Raw genomic sequence first — 17743 nt, forward strand, 5'->3', positions numbered from 1 at the left:
AATCACACAGCTTTGTAGGTAATTACGTTTTCGCGGAACAGATAGGCATGGGAAGAACCTAAATCGACCATTTTGTTAAGTAAAAACAAGTAGTCATCTATCCAGAGTTTATTCGCCTTGATTTTACTAATATGATTATAAAAAAGACGTTTGATCAAACGTTCGCCATCTTTCGACACAAGTGCTATTGCCTCATCCGGCTGATTTTTTATTAAATCAGCTAACCAGGTCAACCCAATTGGCAACAATTCTTTTTCTCCGATAGTAGATAGGCACTTCACAATTGATTTCACACGGCCCGTTCCAATTGATTTTACCATATCATAATAAGAGTCCTTTTGAGCATCTAATTGCTTCCACTCGGTCGCATCTTCCTTCCAGCCCGCGTCTAACAATAATAAATTTGCAAACACTGACCCGCCAACCGGTTTAACGCGTGAAAAAAGGTGCCCCCATATCAGCCAAAACTGATCAATGAGTTTCTTGTTACCAGCATGATCTTCATTGTAATAAGTCGCTTTGTCCAAAGTCCAAAGAAATTGCTCGGGAACCCTTTTGCAAAAATCCAATAGTCCGCTATCACGGTTAAACAAACTCCTGTAGTCACTGGCAAAGATGGGGTCAACTACCAAATCAATGACGCGGCAAGCCAGTTTTTCATCAGCGGTCAATAATAATTCAGCTAAATAGTTGACGATTCTCGTTACAGACTTGTGTAAAATCCGCCTGCTTTCGGGATGGTGGTTATACCCGTAATTCACTTTGAGATTGAGATCTACCGTTAACAGTTCCATAAACCTAATGACAAAATTTGAAAAATCAAGGTCGTGAAATTGGTTAATCGGCGTAAGCAATAGCGTTTCATTCAATAAATTAGCATCATAGTCTGTAAAATTTAAACTCTCAGACGTTAACTTAAAAGCAGTCTTACCCGCTATTTCCTTTATGAATTCAACCTCCTTTTGTTTAATTTCATTTATTGTTCCGTGATCAAGGTACGGTAACCTGGGATTAACCTTTTTGAAACGGGCTAATTCAATCAAACCCGCCCAAATACTTTTAGCGATGTCGGGAAAATTCTCATAAAAAGTAGTCCTGAAATAAGGGATGAAACGATCCATTTCATAATCTGCCAAATGCGCGCTTCCAATGCAGATCATAAAAGCAATGATTTCCGGTATCTCCTCCTGATCGGCATATGGGATGACCAAATGGATAGACTGGAGTACTACATGTTTTTCATGGAGATTATAATACCTTTCGGGGCTGTGGGTTTGGTGCCTGGCTTCGTTCAAAATAAAAATAGCAGCTTCCCATATGGCACCAATGCACCAATTTCGCTGTTCGTCGTTTAATTGCGCCGAAAGATCAGCTAATCCAATATTGGCTAAAGTGATAGGCCGATCCGATAGAAAGTCCAGATTATTTTTATAATAACTATAGCATTCGTCCCATTGAGCGAGTGAAAGTGGCTCTGATTCTTTTTTATGTGCTTTTTGAATTAATTGAGAATACCTTGCAGACGTGCTTTGCCGGGCGATCATTTCTTTACCTGAATCCATAAATTCCTGCACGTCATCGTTATAATCTGGTTGGATCACAACGGTGCCGGGTGAATCTTCCTGAAGACTGGCTTTCCAACATCTCCGGTCGATCTCAATAAGCGTTTTTTGCCATACGACATCCTCTTTATCCGCAACAGATTTTAAATGGTCAAAAACTTTAAATATCTGATCATTGATCGTTGCAATCCTAAATTGGTAGTCTACGACAAACCCATGTAAACCGTTAAAATAAGCGCTCCGGTGTGGAAGCTTATTAAAAGCAAGACGTTCTTCCTCTGTGCCGTCCCATTCCAGATCGGGCATGGAAGTAGTTATTCCCTCCTGGAGATACCTGTTGCTATCCCAATCATAAAATTCCTGAACACCCAATAAAGGTATCATCGCTTCTCCGACCTCTTCCGGGTAAGCCATCGCAACACTAGTTAGCACACTTGTTGCGGCTACATTATTGCTATTCCTTAAAGTCAAATCAAACATTTCTCCTAGTCGCTTTCTGCTGAAATCAGTTTTAAACTCTGCGACCTCTAAAAGAAATTTCTCCAGGCTAACCAGTAAACATTGCAATAAGTCATGGGTTACGGTGATCCCGCGATAGGCAGCCCACAATTCCCATGCAGCACGCTGCTCGACTAAAGTACCGTCCGTAAGCGTAAGCTTAACTTTAGTAAATTCATGTTTATATTCGCCATCTGTCCTTTCATAGGTAATTACCGCATAATTGATCAGATCTGTAATAAATTTTATCCCTTTAAAATGATGGTGCCAAAGTATGTTATAGGCGGGAGTTTTGTAGACACTCACCGGCATAAATTGATATTTATCGATCAACCCCCAGCATTCATCGCTATTTAAACGATGACCCGCAAAAAGCCGTGAATATTCATCTGAAGCTTCAACCGATATCGGTTTGGTTTTCCAGGCAGAAAACGCTGTTTGAATAATTAGATCCGGCATTTCTTTTGGTAACCGGTAATTATTAACCCCGGCTATACATTTATTGATCACCGCTTCATAGAATGATTTTACTTCCCATTTTCCATCATCCTCATTGTAGCTTAAAGCCCGGTTAACCAGTTCACTAACTTCTTTTCTGGCATGGTGGGACAAATTAAAGAATATGGCGATCATTTCATCCCGCTTTGCCTCCATATCATGTCCGCTCCAAAATTGGTCACCATCCTCCATTTGAGCGATAAATTGCAATAAAATGGACTTCACGCTTCCGCATTCAGGTTCAGCAATCTCCGGTTGAAAAATCAGTTGAAGGTGCCAATCCGTAAGCAGATTGATGATAGAAAACCTGATTTCAAGAAGCAGTGGGATATTTTCTTCGATAAAATTTAAAAGCGCATGCCAACCTGAGCCAATCGGCAAAAGTGTTGTGTTGCTAGCCAATCCTTCTTTGCTCTCCTTACACGCTGTTCGAACTAAATGAATACTGCGGTTGACCAAAGCGACTGCTTGGGTTAAATCCTGATAAAAATAACCAAAGAAATTATCACAGTTGTCTGATTTGAAAACTGCGATCAATATTTCATCGGCCCAATAATTTTCAATACTATGATCGGTCAGTGATACCCTGACAAATTCATTCACCTTGACACTGTCATCGATCAGGTGATCTTCGATCCATAACCTGAATGCCCGGCGAATAGCGGGTTCATTGCCCAGCTGCGCAAACAAGGCCGAAGGGGTTGGATATTCTTCATATAACGCGTCAATATGATTGACTAAAGCCCAGTCCTCCAATATATCATGAGCAGGCGCATACTTGCGATTTTCATTTTCCTGAATGATAAGTTCATCATTCTCTAAAAACACGATAGCCTCTTCGTCTAAACCATCAACCTTGGAAAATAACTTCATTTCCTTTGCCCTGGTTATCGCTATTTTCATAAATGCGTCTTCCCGTTTAGCAGGCATTCCTTTGGCCCTGTTAGTTACGTCTTTAACCAACTGGTTCCAAAGCATATTTTTAAACCCAATTATCGTAAGATCTGGCAAATTGCCCTGTTCTTTCGCCAAAGATTTTACGGCAAAATCCAAATACTTAGGCGTTTGGATCAGCATTTTAATTTGGGGGTTGTTTAATAACCCTTTTAGTTGAGGAAATTGTACGGCGACAGCTAAGACTTCAGCCTCACCAAGTAAAGGGATTTCCAATAACTGTAATGGCTGCTCCTTTAAATTGTATTTCAACAGTAACAAATCTACCGCATACCTGCGGGCTGTACAGACAATTTTCACTTCGGGAAATTGCCGCAATAAAATTAATAACTGCTTAAAAGCGTTATTTGGATCAATGTCTTCTAATAATTTCTCCAAACTATCAATCAGGATGATTTTCTCTGGGATTAAAGCTAACCACCTGAACAAATCAACCAAGGGTTCACTAATCCCCTGGTTTGTTAATACATTGGCCAGGTGCGGCTCATTGAACTGATCAGCTTTAAATGCAAAGATCGCAGCATCCGGAAATAACCCAGTTAAAACATCCTTCGTCAGCGCGGATTTACCTACGCCGGGTTTACCGGTAATGATGGTTAAGGGCACCTCGTTAATTGCGGCAGCTAAAGTGTTGGCCAAATCGGTTCGGTTAAGATGTAAGTCATTGCCATCCGGTCCGATCGTGTTTTTTAACGGGTTCAGTAAAACTAAGCTGTCTTTATTTAACTTTTCTAGGGCTATATTTAGCGGATTAAATTTATTGTGACTGAAATTTTTATAAAACTCCTCGTTACGTACACTTTCGGAAGTCACGTTACCGCCGTTCGGGTTTAAATGACTTATAAATACCAATAGGCTATTCCAAATATCCCTCTCTGAAGCATTAGCATCAGGAGCCTTACTCAACTTGATCAAATTGAGCAGGTGGGTCTCGTCAACACTGCCCTCATTCAAAAGATCATACCCTAAAACATCCAGACATTTTAGAAATTGCCAAATTTCCTCCGTATCCGTAGTTTGACCATTGTTGATCTCTGTAATTATATTCTGAAATAGCTGGAGCCTTTCCTTCTTTTCTTTGATGCGGTTAACTTCATTCACGAAGTCGGTCGCAGAGGTATGGTTTTTGGCATAGTTTAATATCCCCTTGATATGATTTTTTTCAAGATTGTTTAAACGGCTTTTTACAATGACCAAACGATCCTGTTCTTTGTTGAATTGCGTATTATTAAAGTCATTCCAAAAAGCAGTGATTACCTCCTTAAATATCGTGTCTTTACCTGAAAATGTCAGGTTGTGCTTAATTTGGACGAGTAACCGATGTGTTCCTAAATCTGATTTTGCCGTCACTTCAAGATCGTCGGTATCCCAACCTTTCCTAGTGGTTTGAAGCGCAATTTCAACCACTTCGTTTGTCGGCAAACAAGGTGCATTTCCTTTGACAACCAATGTCGCTAAAAAAGCCGCCTGGACATACTGCTCAAAATTTGTACCGCCGCCACCTTTTTGAAAAACTGTTCCTTTATCCGCCATACATAAGGTTAAGTCGAAAAGCTAAGTAAATTTATCTTGCAATTTACTATTTATTGATTAAGCATAAATCTCTGATTGCTTTTAACAAAAAAACTAGCTTTCCGTGTTTCGGGAAGACAACTTGTTATTAAAGGTGTTTTTTTGTTATACAAACGTGATTAAATTATTATTTTTATTGATTAATTCCTTATCAAAATTATGACGTCCAAAATAGTCGAACACTTAATTATACTCCATAGTTATATAATCAACACTTTAGATAAATCAGTTGACGAGATAAATTCTGAGGCAAATAGTTCAGCGACAATTTATTTTCATAACGGTAAACTTCAATGAGCGACTTCACTGTTATAAATTGGCTGCGCCTTAGAGAATTGTTTAAATCTAAAGAATGGGATAAAAACGACAATGAAAGTGAGATTTTTAAACGTTATAGCTATCTTCTGAATAATTTAACGGAAATCGAACAGGACTTGATACTAGATCTTTCGGAAAGATACCTTTGGGTAAATTATTCGAAATATTTGGGTTTGTTGGAAGAACTATTTAGGCTGCTAAGTGCAGTTGAAAATTTAGCTGATTGTAAAAGAGTTTATTTTTTTCCTGTAATTAAACCTGAAGACGAAGATGAAACCAAAAGTGGGAATGTTTTATTATACATGGTCAAAACAGTAAAATCTTTTCTGCCTTCACCATTAGATAAGATAGAATTTAAAATTATTGAACAATTCGATAAAATTACCGACTCCGCATTCCGACTTGAGGAAAACGAATTGCTTGTTTTGATTGATGATTTTATCGGTTCGGGAACTACAATAAGCAGCACGTTTTCCGAAATTGATAAAAATGAATTTATTCCCGCTGCACAAATTAAAGTCATGGCTATCACGATCATGCGCGAAGCTGTAAACTTGTTGGACGAAAAGAATATTGCTCATTACCAAAAGTATATCGAGACGAAGGGTATTTCAGATTATTATGGAGATGAAGTAGAGAAAAAAATGGCGATCATTAAAAAGATTGAAACCATGACAAAAGCCGGCGGCAAATTTAAGCTTGGCTATAAAAAGTCAGAAGCGCTGGTTACAATGGCCCGTACACCTAACAATACTTTTTCAATATTTTGGTCTAATCATATCAAAAATGATAAAGAATATACTGCACCGTTTCTTCGATAATTTATGACAGAAAAATATTTACATATTCTGCTTTCAAACGTAGAGACTAACGGAACTATAAATAGTCTAATTGATAGCGGCCTGGGATTTAAGGAAATCGCCGATCTCACTGAAGAAGCTTTAAAGGAGAACTTTATTATCTACTCGAACGGAGCAGTATCATTATCTGAAGCAGGGCGCCAAGCGCTTAATGGATTACGCAAAAAGATGAAAAGTACAGACAAAGACAAGTGGATTAGTAAAGAAGAAAAATCAAAAATTACGAAAATCACAACAGATTTCATATTTTTACCTGATCAAGATGATATACCATAATTTGGAAAGGACATTACTGGTGAATCCAGTGCGGGGCGGTGAGTCACTGCCCTGTAATGCGAACCCTTTTTCAAGCTTATCTGTTAAAGTTCGCTCCGCTGAGCTACGCAAACTTTAACAGATTTCAATATTACCTGGAAGCACTGATGTGCTTCCAGGCAAATACTGCCACTTATGGATTTTCAACATTACCAAAAGAAATTTACTGAAAAAGCGCTTCAAGCAGGATATTCAGCTGATAAAATATCCAAATGCCTTGCTTACGCTGAAAAATTATTTGACAGCGGAGTTCCAGTCATCTATAATATGGAACATCTATCTGGTTTAGTAGGTTATAACACCACCTATATCTCAAGAGCAATAGATCATACTGAATATTTCTACAAGACCTTTGATGTACCCAAGCGGAATGGAGATAAAAGGAAAATTTCAGAACCCTTGCCTAGTCTTAAAGAAATCCAATATTGGATTTTGCATGAAATTTTATACAAAGTAGAACCGAGTGTTTATGCCAAGGCCTATGTTCCACTTTCATCTTTAAAACAAAATCTAATATTTCACAGGAATCAACCCACAGTATTAACGCTTGATATCAAGGATTTTTTCACATCGATTAACCGTGTAAAAATAGGTAATGTATTTAAAACCCTAGGTTACTCTCTGGTTATGGCCAATCTGTTATCTAAACTTTGTTCTCTAGAAGACTCGTTACCGCAGGGTGCTCCAACCAGCCCTTATTTGTCGAATTTAATATTGAAGGACTTTGATGACGAAATCGCATTGTTTTGCTTACCTCAAAAAATCAGATACACAAGATATGCCGATGACTTAGCTTTTTCTGGCACGTTCAACAAAAACGAAATTATTACCAAAGTTGAACAGCTACTCAAGAAAACGGGATTAGTATTAAATCAAGAGAAAACCAAATTAATGGCTAAAGGTGACCGACAGATAGTTACAGGAATTGTTGTTAATGAAAAATTGCAGGCACGAAAAGAATTGCGTCTGGAGATAAGACAACAAATGTATTTTATTAAAAAATTCGGTATGGCTTCACATATTGAAAAAATTAAAAATGAAAAAGCCAATTATTTCCACCATCTATTGGGTCAAATAAACTTCATAATATATCTGAATCAAGATGACAAAGAATTTATTGAATACCGGCAATATCTGAACGATTTAAACAGGCAAAAAGCGTAATAGGACGGCTATTATGAGTTTTTTTGATAAACAGACAGTTTCTAATAGCAATTAAATTCCCGTTGATTTACTTCTTTATGGACTGTATTATTTGTAATAAGCCTGTTATAAAAAATTCTCTGGAACATATTGTACCAGAAGGATTGGGGAATAAATCTTATACTTTAGATCTTGGCGCTATATGTGGTGTTTGCAACAATTCCTTTTCCAATTTTGAAGCGAAAGCCTTATCAAATGGCATATTGGCAATGTCTAGGCCGATGGCTGGTATTCAGACAAAAAAAGGAAAACCGGCAAAAGGAACATCACATGGTTTAAGTTTTGAAGGGAACAAGAATTACACTGCGAATCAGGTAACAGTTTTTGGCTTAACCGAAGACAATGTCCTTGAAATAAAAGAAGATGGTTCGTACGTCGTTAACGTTCCGGATTTTGAGAAGAATGAAGTACCTGTGTCCAAGCTTTTACTTAAAATAAGCATAGAGGCCTTGTATCAATCACAACGGGCGTTATACCGAAAAACCGATTTGCAAGAAGTCCGCACCTATCTGGACAAGAAAAGTAATGTGGACTGGCCATTTGTCACGACCAAATTAAGACCCTCAGATTTCAAGTCGGTACCCCGTTTTCAGGACAAACTTTATCTAAAGAAAATCAACTGTGAAATCCTTTATAAGATCATCAATCCCCAGATTTTTTTAATCAATTTCAGATACAAGTTCTTGTCTTATTTGATCAATATCGCCAGCCGCGATATGAGTTGGATCGGACCTTATCAGGAATTGGATAACACCTTGGGGATACAACTACTTAAAAAAAAACACACGGGTGCCTAAAATTGGTTGATGCATCAGATGCTTCTACTTTAACGCAATCCCATTTGCACACAACGCTAAAATTATTCAAATACCTTATCGATTTCGTTCGTTAAATCATAGATGATCTTTTCCTGTTCGTGTATAGATAACGCGTTCATGGGCCGCTCCGGTTTATTGATGGCTTGATAATCCTTAAGGGTACTCTTTGTAAAGCGACATAAACCGACGATTACCGGGAGTATACGCGCGCCGCTTTCTTCCGCTTTTTTTAATAAAGGTGGAACTTCCTGCTCGCGTATAAACTTCGAGGCAAGGAAACTATTAGACACTAATAAAATTGCAACATCTGCTTTAGCAATGGCTGACTCAATTTCCTTTTTCCAGAGGTCACCAGCATTTAAACGGGTATCATCCCATATCTCTAGTTCTAACCCCTCGTACGCCATTGTCTGTAATGCGGTATTGATTTTATTTAACCATTCTATATCCGCGTGGCAGTAACTTATAAACAAATGTTTTTTTCCTGAAATAATCCGGCTCGGAGTCGTGCTTTCCATCTTTTTTTTGGGTTTATCTTTCAGAGCTAACAAATTAAACTGCGCCAGGCAATTTCCTTTTTTGGCTTGCAATAATTTATAGTTTGGATCCAAATCATGATTGCTTAAGGGACTGAAACAATAGATCGACTTGAGGTCAGGCATCTTGGAGTGAAGTTCAGTTACCGGTAAATCACTCAGCGGATTATTGTTAAGCCAAAGCAGCTTCATTTTGGAAAATTTTAATAATTGTACCGGAAATGTGGAAAAGGCGTTATTGGCAAGACTTAGCTCTTCCAGATCGGCCAACCGAGTGATGTCATTGGGTAGTTCCACCAACTGGTTGCCGGAAAGATTCAACACTTTGAGCTTGTCCAGTGCGCCGATCTGGTGCGGCATCTTTTTTAACTTATTGTTTCGTAAGATTAAAACCTCCAGTTGCGGCAAATCGAAATTTCCGGCATAAAGCGTACTGATTTGGTTATTGCCTAAATCTAAGTTTTGTAATCGCTTGAGCTGGCTTAGTTCCGGCGGGAGTATCTTGATCTGGTTATGGCTAAGGTTGAGCTTGCGCAAGTTTTTACAGCGTAAAATGGCTTCCGGAACTTCGGTAAGCCCTTGGTTAGAAAGATCAAGTTTGGAAGCAAAAGGCGATATATCAGTCATCATAAATTAAGCGAAAACGAATATACAGGATTTACGTAACTTTGTGTTCCTTGCGGAGGACAGGGCGGAACGACCGGCGGACCCGTGTCTAACACACTTCGCTGGCCCGGACAAAATCAGCGAGGATGACTGGGCCCTTTGAACCCTGGTATTATAAAACGGGGCGAGATGCCCCGCGGAGGCGAAAGTTATTGCCTCACTGCCCGAAACAACTTGGAAAAGGGCTAGACCGGTTCCTGGCAGACTCAGCTCAGCTACGGCAACCTCACAAAAAATGTACGCCCGCTAACCCGAGTGATCTCAGTTAGCGGGTTTTTTTATCCGAAAATTTAGTAATTTAGGCTGCCCGCGGAGGACGGGCTTTAAGACTTGCGCTATTTGCGCTCTGGCTTATCAAACACAAAGGGGACCGGCGGGCCGAACAATTCCGATGCGTGACAAGGGACGTTGCCTTCGGGTTAAAATTGGGCGGTTCCAAAAGCCAACTTTGCTTCGCTACGGCACCCTCACAATAAAGATCTTCCTCCAAGCCGGTGATGAGCCACTTGGAGGTTTTTTGATTAATGTCAGATCGTGTCGTATATTGCTTAACACTTAGTAAGATTATGACTGATGAAGAATGCAGGAAACTCGGCATCATGACCGAACAGGAATTAAAAGATATGGACTTGCGCTGGGAGCGCATCGAAGAAAGCGGCATCGCAGATACCCAGAAATATTTTGACCGGATGCATGACAAGGTATTCAGTTTGAATAATCTACTGATCGCTGCCTATTTTGCTTTAATCGCCATAAGAAAAGATGTGCCTAACTGGAGCCTGGTTATCCCAAGTTTAAATTCTGTTTTGTTATTGTACGTCGACTACCGCATGCTGGTTCGTGCAAGAATCCAAGGTAACATTACCAAAGTTGACGCAGAAACCCGCGAAAAATATGGAAGTTTGCAGACTGGAACCAATTTATATTCGCTTCTTTCTATTTTTTCTACACTTGCCGTATTGTTAATCTTCGGTTATTTTTTGTTATCCACTTAAACATGCTGTTTTAGGCACGCTAAAGGTTATACTTAAAAAACGTGATCATAATCTCGAATATTTTATAAATCTGAATTGAAAAAAGCCTACCGGAATTCCGGCAGGCTTTTACCCAAACAGTTTATCTGCTGTTATTTACTGTCTTTATTTTTCAGTTCTGTTACCTCGGTACGGCCCGCCTGTGCCAATACCTTAATTTCCTGGTAAGCTTTACGCAGGCGTGTTCCTGCCGCTTTGTTACCTTTTTCATGGAATGCAACGGCATCCGCTTCTGTTGCTGCTACTAAGTCTTTTAACTTTTGAAATGTTGACATAATTTAAATTATTTAAAATTGAAGATATAAAAAATTGATTAATTACTATTTTAATTAGCCTACATGCTCATTTCCTGGCCTTCTGCCACCTGTTTCTGTTGGCCTTTATCTTTGGCCAGTGAAGTGCCCAGGCTGTTTTCCTTTTGCAGGTCTTCCCGTTTTTCAGGCTTGCCGTTCAAATTGTAAAAGTTGATGTTGCCGTAACGCGGCACGGCCTCGATGCGCATCTGCACTTCTTTACCATCAGTTCCGGTAACACTGACCACAGGACGGTTGCCATCTTTGAGATCATTATAAATGGCTTCCTGTTTTTTTGGGTCGTCCGGCATATTGATCTTGTATTCCGCTAACACCTGTTTCAGGTCAAAGCCGTAGTTTTCATTATACTGTTGGATCTTGTAATTGCCATAATTGTCTTTGGGTTTATCAAAGGCGATCACATTCCATGCCTGGTACCCAGCGCCGGAGCGGCTCACCAGGTCGTCACGGAAAGCGGAACGGCCTTGCAGCATGTTGGAAGCCTGCGTAACATTGAACCCTTTGCCTTTGTCCACATAAAAAGAATTGGTTAGGGTTTGCCCGTAATAGGTCTGCTGAAACTCTTTGGCTACATAGTCCACTTTACCATCCTTCATGGTGGCCAGTGCAGTTTTAAATTGCAGGTCTTTTTCGGTTGGTTTACCTAATGCGAGTTCGCTTGCACCTTTCTGCGACTTGAAGAAATCGATGGCATCAACCGGACTCTGAAACGAACGCATAATGTTTTTGCCTTGCTCACCGGGAGAAATGACCATGTATTTCTGCTCGTTTTCCAGCGGCTTAGCTTTGGCACTGTAGGCCAGTTCAAACTTGTTAAAGAAATAGTAATCGGACTGCCCGGATTGCTTAAAGTGCAACGTAGCATCCATCTGGCCTTTATCTGATGGCAACGTTGCTTTGAGCTGGAAAGCAGGCAGGTCTTTTTCCATGTTCTTTTCCATTTCGACAATGAGTTGCTTGTCGAATTTAAGGCCTTTCATTTCGGCTTTTAAATTTTCAAGATTGTTCTTGTTCATAATGATGATTTAAGTAAAACATTAATGATTAGTTTTAACTGTATTGTCGCGTAATAATAGCGGGTAACCTGATTTCAGCGGCTGTTTGATGCGCTTTAGCTTTTTGGTCAGCAAGCCCTTGGCCGCATCCAACCCCGCACCGGCAAGCTGCGTGGTCAAACTCTGGTCAAAGCCCAGCCCGATACTGCTAATGGCATCTGCACCACCTGTACTGGCCGCATCGGACAACATCGCTTCGGGTGCGTTTATACCGATCATGGCATCCGTTTGATCAAACACGGTTAAGCTCACGGGGATAATGGAAGTCCCCAAACGTATATTGCGTATTTCCAGGTTAAGCCTTTGGTTACTGAATTTGGCCAGGCCAAAAATATTGTAGCCTTTCGGCACCAGTTGGCCGTTAATGGTGATGGTATCGAGTAGACGTAACTTCACTACGGAACCTTCGGTAGCCTTTTGGTTGCCATCAATAACCGCAGGAATGGCTTTAAATACACTATCAGTTACTGCACCCGGCTTTAGTACCTGCTGCTTCACCTGGCCGGGATTTTGAACGGCCATGATCTTATCCATAAGGGTATTCAACTGCGCCATTTCAGGATCATCGCCCTTGCCGGATTCCTGCATGGTTTTCATCAGCTTTTCCAGTTTAGCTACATCTTTGGAAACAGGCGCATCATCCGTAATACCTCTGCTTACTTCTGGATAAGATTTCGGTGCGTTAACCGGTGTATTGACCTGTTTATTGATAGCTGCCAGCTTTTCGTTGATGGCCTTGGTTTGGGGATCGTCTGCCTGGTCGAAACCCAAACGACCCGCAACCGCTGCGATGCTATTCGCATCAGCATGGGTAGAATCCTTTTTGGTCAGTTCATAGATGCCCATTTTATCAGCAGGTGCGTCTTTTTTAAACTGCGCGTCAGGTAGGGCCGTGTTGATGCCTTTGTCAGCTGTGCCTTGCACAGCAACAACCTGCTGACCACCGCCCAGGGCATAAAAAGCGAGTGCCAAAAAAGGTAGGATGAGGAACGGTAGCATAAGCAGCATTTTGCGCTTATCCATTTTTGTCTTAGTCATTTTTAATAATTTTAAAGGTTAATGATTTAGTGAATTAACAGCCTGCATCAGCAGGTACAGGCAATAGCTGCCAAACGTGGCGCAGAACAAAATGAGCAGGATCAGCCAGTGTTTGCCTGATATCCCCGCCGTCCGACTGTTCAGGTAATCCGCCGCCTGCCGCTGCCTTTTCAAAATAGTCCCGGCGATCCGGCCTGCCCGCTGCTCCTGACGATGGCTTAATGCCTTTGGTTTTCTTTTAAATATCCTCATGGCTGCTGCGCATTAGTGGCATCACTGTTTTCCAGTATCTGCCATTGCTGGATCAGGAAGCCATGCGGGTTATCATCCGTTTTATCGCCCAGGTCACGTATCACGCCTTGCGTAACCAATTTGCGAACGACGGTATTACTTGCCCTGATCAGTTTTTCGGTGGCATAACAGGTGAATTGATAAGGCGCGGTATTGATATCCAGCTTAATACTGTCTATCTCCACCTCCTGTGAAATATTTGCAGAGATCAGGTTATTGTAATAGCCGGACTCCACGAGGTTATCGTATTGCTTTTTAGCAGAGTTATCGGCCAGGTAGAGCGCCTTGCTGATCTTCTTCTTGATCTCTTTATCATCAGGGCTTTGGTCAAAGAAATAATGATGAAAATCCTTGATATGGTCGCGCAGTTCAACCGGAAGATTGGCCTTCCGTGTGGAAGCAAATGCCTCGAACACCTTGCCGTTATACAGGATATGTACCCGCTGCTGCGCTTCGGTAACCGCTTTATAGGTTACAAATGACCAGAGGCAGCAGATCACTACATTGGCCGCGATCAGCACCAGGCTAAACCGCTTGATGTGCTGAAAGGCCGTATCGATATTTTTGAGTTGTTTAAACATAATATGTGTTTATGATTTACCTGATATCTTGTCTTTGAAATAATCGTTGTCGTCCGACTGGTCGCCGCCTTTGAGCCTCCGGTAGATATTGCCCATTGCATCAGCCGCCATGCCCGCGCCGGTTTGTGCCGTTGAAGCAGCGGTACTGGTGCCACCGACCACCAAGGTGTTGACCTTTTGCAGCATCGCGTTCCCACCACCGGCGTGGACAATGTAATTGGCCACATTGGGTACGGTGAAATAGCCGACAATGCCAATCACGAGAAATACTAAATATGCCGTATCACTGGTCGAAAAGAAGGTGTCGCCTGCTTGTCCGATCTGCGTAATGTCGATTTTGAGCATGTTCTGCTGTATCTTACCCAGTATAGCACCGAAGATATTGGCGACAGGCAGCCACATAAAGATGTTGACGTACCGCGCCAGCCAGACCGTGAGGGTATGCTGAAAGCCATCGTAGACAGCAAAGCCAAATACCAGCGGTCCGAGTATAGCTAGCACAATCAGGTAAAAGGTGCGGATGGTGTTGATGCACAAAGCCGCCGCTGCAAATAAGACCTGTAATACCTCGCTCATCCATTCCTTAATCGAATTGCGGAAATTATAACTGGCCTTATCCATATAGAATTTCACATCATTGCCTAAACCTTCAAACATGCCTTCCTTTTCGCGGTTCGGGTCTTCCGGATGGGTGTATTTGTACCAGCGATCCATGTCACCACGACCGCTCTCGCCCACATACATTTGCCATTGCCTGCTTTGCTTAACCGCTGCCTCTTTTTGCTTTAACAGTGCGGCAATAGCATCATCGGAGTTCTTGACCATTGCGGCGGTAGCCGTGACCACCGGCTGCAAAACCCCGTTCATTAAGGCAATCACAGCCTGAAAAGCGATAATGGCGCCACCCAGCATGAACGGTCTGAGCAAAGGGTAGAAATCTACCGGTTCAGCATTGGCGATATGCCGCCATACCCTGGAAGCGATGTACCATAATGCACCGAAACCGGCCAACCCCTGTGCTACGCCGATAAGGTTACCGCAAAGCGGTATCATTTCATTGTAGACATTATCCAGTACCGGCTGCATCCCGCCCAGATAGTCCGCCAGCCCTTCGGCATGGGAACTAAAAGGCAAGAGCATGGCCAGTGCCGCAATAAATGCGGTCATTAAAATTGGTTTGTTTTTCATGAATTGTTTATTTTTTTAAGGAATTCAAGCTTGCTTCGCAGGTCATAATTGCTACTTTAACTTATAATAGGCTGCTGTTCCCGAGATATCATCCTTTTCCTTTTGCCGTTGCAGGTCCAAAACCGTCGTTTCCCGGTTGAACGAACGGAGAAAAATCAGTTTGTCCTGCGTGTCGGCATGGATCTGGTCAATCGCCTGCAAGCGTTCATCATCGCTCATACGCAATTTACCGGCGGTAATTATCATAATCAACCGGTCAAGGTTTTCCAGGCTCTGGTTAAACAAAGATCCATAAACCCTGCCCAGGTAATCCAGTTCCCCCGCGTTGAAATTACCGCTGCTGCTGAACCGCTTATAAGCGGACTTATATTCTGAAACTATAGCGGACTGATCGCTGATGATATCCGCAATCTTGTAATACTTGCGCACCTCCGGGCTGACCAGCATTAAGCCATCCAGAAAAGTCTCGTGCAAGGAAAAATTACCCTGGGCGATATTCTTTACCGAATTATAGCCCGTTGACAGGATGGTATAACCTTTTTTCATATCGGAAAGGATTTGCTTGAACTGCGCCAGCTTTTCTACGTTCAATAACAATTGCTGTATTTCGGTAGACTGGGCAGAAGCACTCTGCAAGCCGAAAACGGATAACAACAGGCCCAACAACATTATTTTAATTGTTTTCATAATACCTCCTTACTAATTGCGTATCGTTTTGCTGCTGCCTGACCTGGATAACCAGGAGTATAACGTCGGTTGTAAACTGCTGTGTAAAAGCGTACTTGTCCAGCGTACTTTCATATACTTTACCCAGTCTTTGTAAACGCTCATCATCCTTCATTTCCAGTTTACCCGAAGTAATGACCAGTTCCAGTTCGTCCAGGTCTTTGAGGCATAAGACCGTGATCGTTTGCTTTACTGAATTGATATACGCCTGGTTATCGGCGGGCAATACATTCAGACCTTCCAGTTCATTGAAGCGCTTCTGCAATTCAGTTTGCATGGATAAAATACCACCGACCCGCTTATCATTCCGTATCACTGGGTTTACCTGTTTCAGGGAACTGATGTAAAGTAAATGCAGGTCGAACTCACCCCCGGTAATATTTTTGATGGTGCCCAGGCCCGATTTGGCAATACCGTATCCCTTTTCCAGGAAGCCGGTGTAAACCTGTAAGGCGGCGATTTGTTGCAGCAGATACTTCTTTTGGGTACTCGTTTGTTTAAACCATTCCGCAAAAGTTTGCGCCTGGATAGCCGAACTACAGCAAACCAATACGATAATACACAGGCAATAGCCACATTTTTTAATTGACCTCATAAATTTGCTTTAAGGTTTTCACTTCCAGTGCAGATTGAGAACGCTGTATCGACAGCGTAATATTCTGCTGGTTGAACTGCTTTAAGTCCGAATAATTATCGTCCATTTTGGCCGAGGCTTCATTGATCAGCTCCAACCGCTTGCCATCGCTCATCTGCGTTTTAAAGGAGTTGGTGACGATAAACACCTGGTCAAGATTTTTGATACTCGCTTCAAGTATGCCTTTATAGACCGATTCCATGTGCATCAGCTCATCCGGGCTGAAATGCTTGTCCTTATTGAACAGCGCAATCGCCCAGTGATATTCGCGGACAATGTTGGTCTGTGTTTCTGCCAGATGTTTGACCCGCTGATAAGTAGCGATCATCGCCTTCACTTTGACCAGTTCATCGTAGTAATTCGCATAAAGCTTTCGCTGCTTTTCCGTCCAGTCCGATATTTCGTCCAGCTTAAACTTGGACAACTGGTTTTCAACCGTTTTCTGTGCGTTTTGCAACCAAATGGTTTGGTTCTGCAAGCGCTGCACCTTCAGGTCTATGGCTTTTACCACTTTTTTGATTGCCGCCTTAATCACCTCCGCGATCACCAGTTGGGCATTTGCCCCGGAGGGCAAAGCCACAAGTATGGTCGTGGCGCTCAGCGGCAGAACAACCATATAGGTTCTTATCATTCTCTTTAGTTTGTTTCTCATAAATAATTCTGTTAATTGACTCGCCGGTAGTTGCTGCGCTCCAGTGTTAATGTTCCTTTTTCAAAAGTCAGCGTGCGCCCTTTCCGGCTTTCGGTCATCACCCCGGTACCAGGATCATAAACTGCTTGCCATTCCTCTGTACGCCATTGCAGTTTGCCTGGCTTACCATCTTCGGCGATTTCGCGGTAACCCGTCTTTCGATGAATGAGATATTGCTGTTCCTTTACATGCTCCACCTGTAAGGTGTCATCAGCAAGACTGAACTCGCCGGAGGCATGGTTGACATAGGTGCCGTTAAAATCAGGCTGTGAATGGCAACCGAAAAAGGAAATAAATAGTACAGCGATAAGCGCCAGCCTTAAATAATTTGTTGATCGTGTTTTGAATACTAGTTCCATAATGATTTTGATTTTTAAGTCTTTTATATTTA

Annotated in this window: 17 protein-coding genes; 5 read left to right on the plus strand and 12 right to left on the minus strand. The window is 41.8% G+C overall.

What is annotated here, in order from left to right:
• Positions 1–2: 2 nt before the first annotated feature.
• Complete coding sequence (locus FHS10_RS02295) at positions 3–5045, minus strand: NACHT domain-containing protein (RefSeq protein ID WP_259087272.1); 5043 nt, start codon at positions 5043–5045, stop codon at positions 3–5.
• A gap of 332 nt (positions 5046–5377) precedes the next feature.
• Here FHS10_RS02295 and FHS10_RS02300 point away from each other — a divergent pair, with 332 nt between their 5' ends.
• The 4 genes from FHS10_RS02300 to FHS10_RS02315 all read left to right on the plus strand — a co-directional run bounded on the left by FHS10_RS02300 (position 5378) and on the right by FHS10_RS02315 (position 8577).
• The gene (locus FHS10_RS02300) at positions 5378–6223 is read left to right on the plus strand and encodes a phosphoribosyltransferase-like protein (protein WP_259087274.1); all 846 of its coding nucleotides are present in this window, start codon (positions 5378–5380) and stop codon (positions 6221–6223) included.
• Between the two features lie 3 nt (positions 6224–6226).
• Positions 6227–6538 (plus strand): hypothetical protein, encoded by a 312-nt coding sequence (locus tag FHS10_RS02305; protein WP_259087275.1) that lies wholly within the window; start codon positions 6227–6229, stop codon positions 6536–6538.
• Positions 6539–6712: 174 nt separating this feature from the next.
• Positions 6713–7741, plus strand: a complete 1029-nt coding sequence (locus FHS10_RS02310; protein ID WP_259087276.1) for a reverse transcriptase domain-containing protein — start codon at positions 6713–6715, stop codon at positions 7739–7741.
• A 77-nt stretch (positions 7742–7818) separates the two neighbouring features.
• Complete coding sequence (locus FHS10_RS02315; protein ID WP_259087277.1) at positions 7819–8577, plus strand: HNH endonuclease; 759 nt, start codon at positions 7819–7821, stop codon at positions 8575–8577.
• A gap of 62 nt (positions 8578–8639) precedes the next feature.
• Here the strand turns inward: FHS10_RS02315 and FHS10_RS02320 are convergent, their stop codons facing one another.
• Positions 8640–9764 (minus strand): leucine-rich repeat domain-containing protein, encoded by a 1125-nt coding sequence (locus FHS10_RS02320; RefSeq protein ID WP_259087279.1) that lies wholly within the window; start codon positions 9762–9764, stop codon positions 8640–8642.
• Positions 9765–10366: 602 nt separating this feature from the next.
• On the opposite strand from FHS10_RS02320, the gene FHS10_RS02325 reads away from it, so the two are divergent.
• Positions 10367–10795, plus strand: coding sequence for a hypothetical protein (locus tag FHS10_RS02325; protein WP_259087280.1), 429 nt, complete (start codon positions 10367–10369; stop codon positions 10793–10795).
• Between the two features lie 131 nt (positions 10796–10926).
• On the opposite strand, the gene FHS10_RS02330 is transcribed toward FHS10_RS02325, so the two are convergent.
• From FHS10_RS02330 to FHS10_RS02375, 10 genes are read right to left on the minus strand one after another with little or no spacing between them, the layout of a single operon-like run.
• Entirely contained in the window at positions 10927–11109 is a 183-nt protein-coding gene (locus tag FHS10_RS02330; RefSeq protein WP_259087282.1) for a BF3379 family histone-like protein, read from the minus strand.
• Positions 11110–11168: 59 nt separating this feature from the next.
• On the minus strand, positions 11169–12164 hold the full coding sequence (locus FHS10_RS02335) for a hypothetical protein (RefSeq protein WP_259087284.1): 996 nt from the start codon (positions 12162–12164) through the stop codon (positions 11169–11171).
• Positions 12165–12185: 21 nt separating this feature from the next.
• Positions 12186–13241, minus strand: coding sequence for a conjugative transposon protein TraM (gene traM, locus FHS10_RS02340; RefSeq protein WP_259087286.1), 1056 nt, complete (start codon positions 13239–13241; stop codon positions 12186–12188).
• A gap of 18 nt (positions 13242–13259) precedes the next feature.
• Positions 13260–13493: a hypothetical protein gene (locus FHS10_RS02345; RefSeq protein ID WP_259087287.1), complete on the minus strand. Its 234-nt coding sequence runs from the start codon at positions 13491–13493 to the stop codon at positions 13260–13262.
• On the minus strand, positions 13490–14113 hold the full coding sequence (gene traK, locus FHS10_RS02350; protein WP_259087288.1) for a conjugative transposon protein TraK: 624 nt from the start codon (positions 14111–14113) through the stop codon (positions 13490–13492). The genes FHS10_RS02345 and traK overlap by 4 nt, the downstream gene beginning before the upstream one ends.
• A gap of 9 nt (positions 14114–14122) precedes the next feature.
• Positions 14123–15301 (minus strand): conjugative transposon protein TraJ, encoded by a 1179-nt coding sequence (gene traJ / locus FHS10_RS02355; RefSeq protein ID WP_259087289.1) that lies wholly within the window; start codon positions 15299–15301, stop codon positions 14123–14125.
• Positions 15302–15352: 51 nt separating this feature from the next.
• The gene (locus tag FHS10_RS02360; protein ID WP_259087291.1) at positions 15353–15988 is read right to left on the minus strand and encodes a TerB family tellurite resistance protein; all 636 of its coding nucleotides are present in this window, start codon (positions 15986–15988) and stop codon (positions 15353–15355) included.
• Complete coding sequence (locus FHS10_RS02365; RefSeq protein ID WP_259087293.1) at positions 15975–16622, minus strand: hypothetical protein; 648 nt, start codon at positions 16620–16622, stop codon at positions 15975–15977. The genes FHS10_RS02360 and FHS10_RS02365 overlap by 14 nt, the downstream gene beginning before the upstream one ends.
• The gene (locus FHS10_RS02370; protein ID WP_259087294.1) at positions 16609–17292 is read right to left on the minus strand and encodes a conjugal transfer protein TraI; all 684 of its coding nucleotides are present in this window, start codon (positions 17290–17292) and stop codon (positions 16609–16611) included. Before FHS10_RS02370 ends, FHS10_RS02365 begins: the two co-directional genes overlap by 14 nt.
• 32 nt (positions 17293–17324) lie before the next feature.
• A complete protein-coding gene (locus FHS10_RS02375) occupies positions 17325–17711 on the minus strand; it encodes a hypothetical protein (RefSeq protein WP_259087296.1) in 387 nt (128 codons plus the stop codon).
• Positions 17712–17743 lie beyond the last annotated feature (32 nt).

The sequence above is a fragment of the Mucilaginibacter dorajii genome (assembly GCF_024808255.1).
Lineage (GTDB): Bacteria > Bacteroidota > Bacteroidia > Sphingobacteriales > Sphingobacteriaceae > Mucilaginibacter > Mucilaginibacter dorajii.

Excerpts from the sequence above, each read along its gene's own strand:
- FHS10_RS02335 (WP_259087284.1), bottom strand. The coding sequence starts at position 12,164 with ATGAACAAGAACAATCTTGAAAATTTAAAAGCCGAAATGAAAGGCCTT.
- FHS10_RS02295 (WP_259087272.1), bottom strand. The coding sequence starts at position 5,045 with ATGGCGGATAAAGGAACAGTTTTTCAAAAAGGTGGCGGCGGTACAAAT.
- FHS10_RS02325 (WP_259087280.1), top strand. The coding sequence starts at position 10,367 with ATGACTGATGAAGAATGCAGGAAACTCGGCATCATGACCGAACAGGAA.
- FHS10_RS02305 (WP_259087275.1), top strand. The coding sequence starts at position 6,227 with ATGACAGAAAAATATTTACATATTCTGCTTTCAAACGTAGAGACTAAC.
- FHS10_RS02320 (WP_259087279.1), bottom strand. The coding sequence starts at position 9,764 with ATGATGACTGATATATCGCCTTTTGCTTCCAAACTTGATCTTTCTAAC.
- traJ (WP_259087289.1), bottom strand. The coding sequence starts at position 15,301 with ATGAAAAACAAACCAATTTTAATGACCGCATTTATTGCGGCACTGGCC.
- FHS10_RS02375 (WP_259087296.1), bottom strand. The coding sequence starts at position 17,711 with ATGGAACTAGTATTCAAAACACGATCAACAAATTATTTAAGGCTGGCG.
- traK (WP_259087288.1), bottom strand. The coding sequence starts at position 14,113 with ATGTTTAAACAACTCAAAAATATCGATACGGCCTTTCAGCACATCAAG.
- FHS10_RS02370 (WP_259087294.1), bottom strand. The coding sequence starts at position 17,292 with ATGATAAGAACCTATATGGTTGTTCTGCCGCTGAGCGCCACGACCATA.
- FHS10_RS02300 (WP_259087274.1), top strand. The coding sequence starts at position 5,378 with ATGAGCGACTTCACTGTTATAAATTGGCTGCGCCTTAGAGAATTGTTT.
- FHS10_RS02315 (WP_259087277.1), top strand. The coding sequence starts at position 7,819 with ATGGACTGTATTATTTGTAATAAGCCTGTTATAAAAAATTCTCTGGAA.
- FHS10_RS02330 (WP_259087282.1), bottom strand. The coding sequence starts at position 11,109 with ATGTCAACATTTCAAAAGTTAAAAGACTTAGTAGCAGCAACAGAAGCG.
- traM (WP_259087286.1), bottom strand. The coding sequence starts at position 13,241 with ATGACTAAGACAAAAATGGATAAGCGCAAAATGCTGCTTATGCTACCG.
- FHS10_RS02365 (WP_259087293.1), bottom strand. The coding sequence starts at position 16,622 with ATGAGGTCAATTAAAAAATGTGGCTATTGCCTGTGTATTATCGTATTG.
- FHS10_RS02360 (WP_259087291.1), bottom strand. The coding sequence starts at position 15,988 with ATGAAAACAATTAAAATAATGTTGTTGGGCCTGTTGTTATCCGTTTTC.
- FHS10_RS02345 (WP_259087287.1), bottom strand. The coding sequence starts at position 13,493 with ATGAGGATATTTAAAAGAAAACCAAAGGCATTAAGCCATCGTCAGGAG.
- FHS10_RS02310 (WP_259087276.1), top strand. The coding sequence starts at position 6,713 with ATGGATTTTCAACATTACCAAAAGAAATTTACTGAAAAAGCGCTTCAA.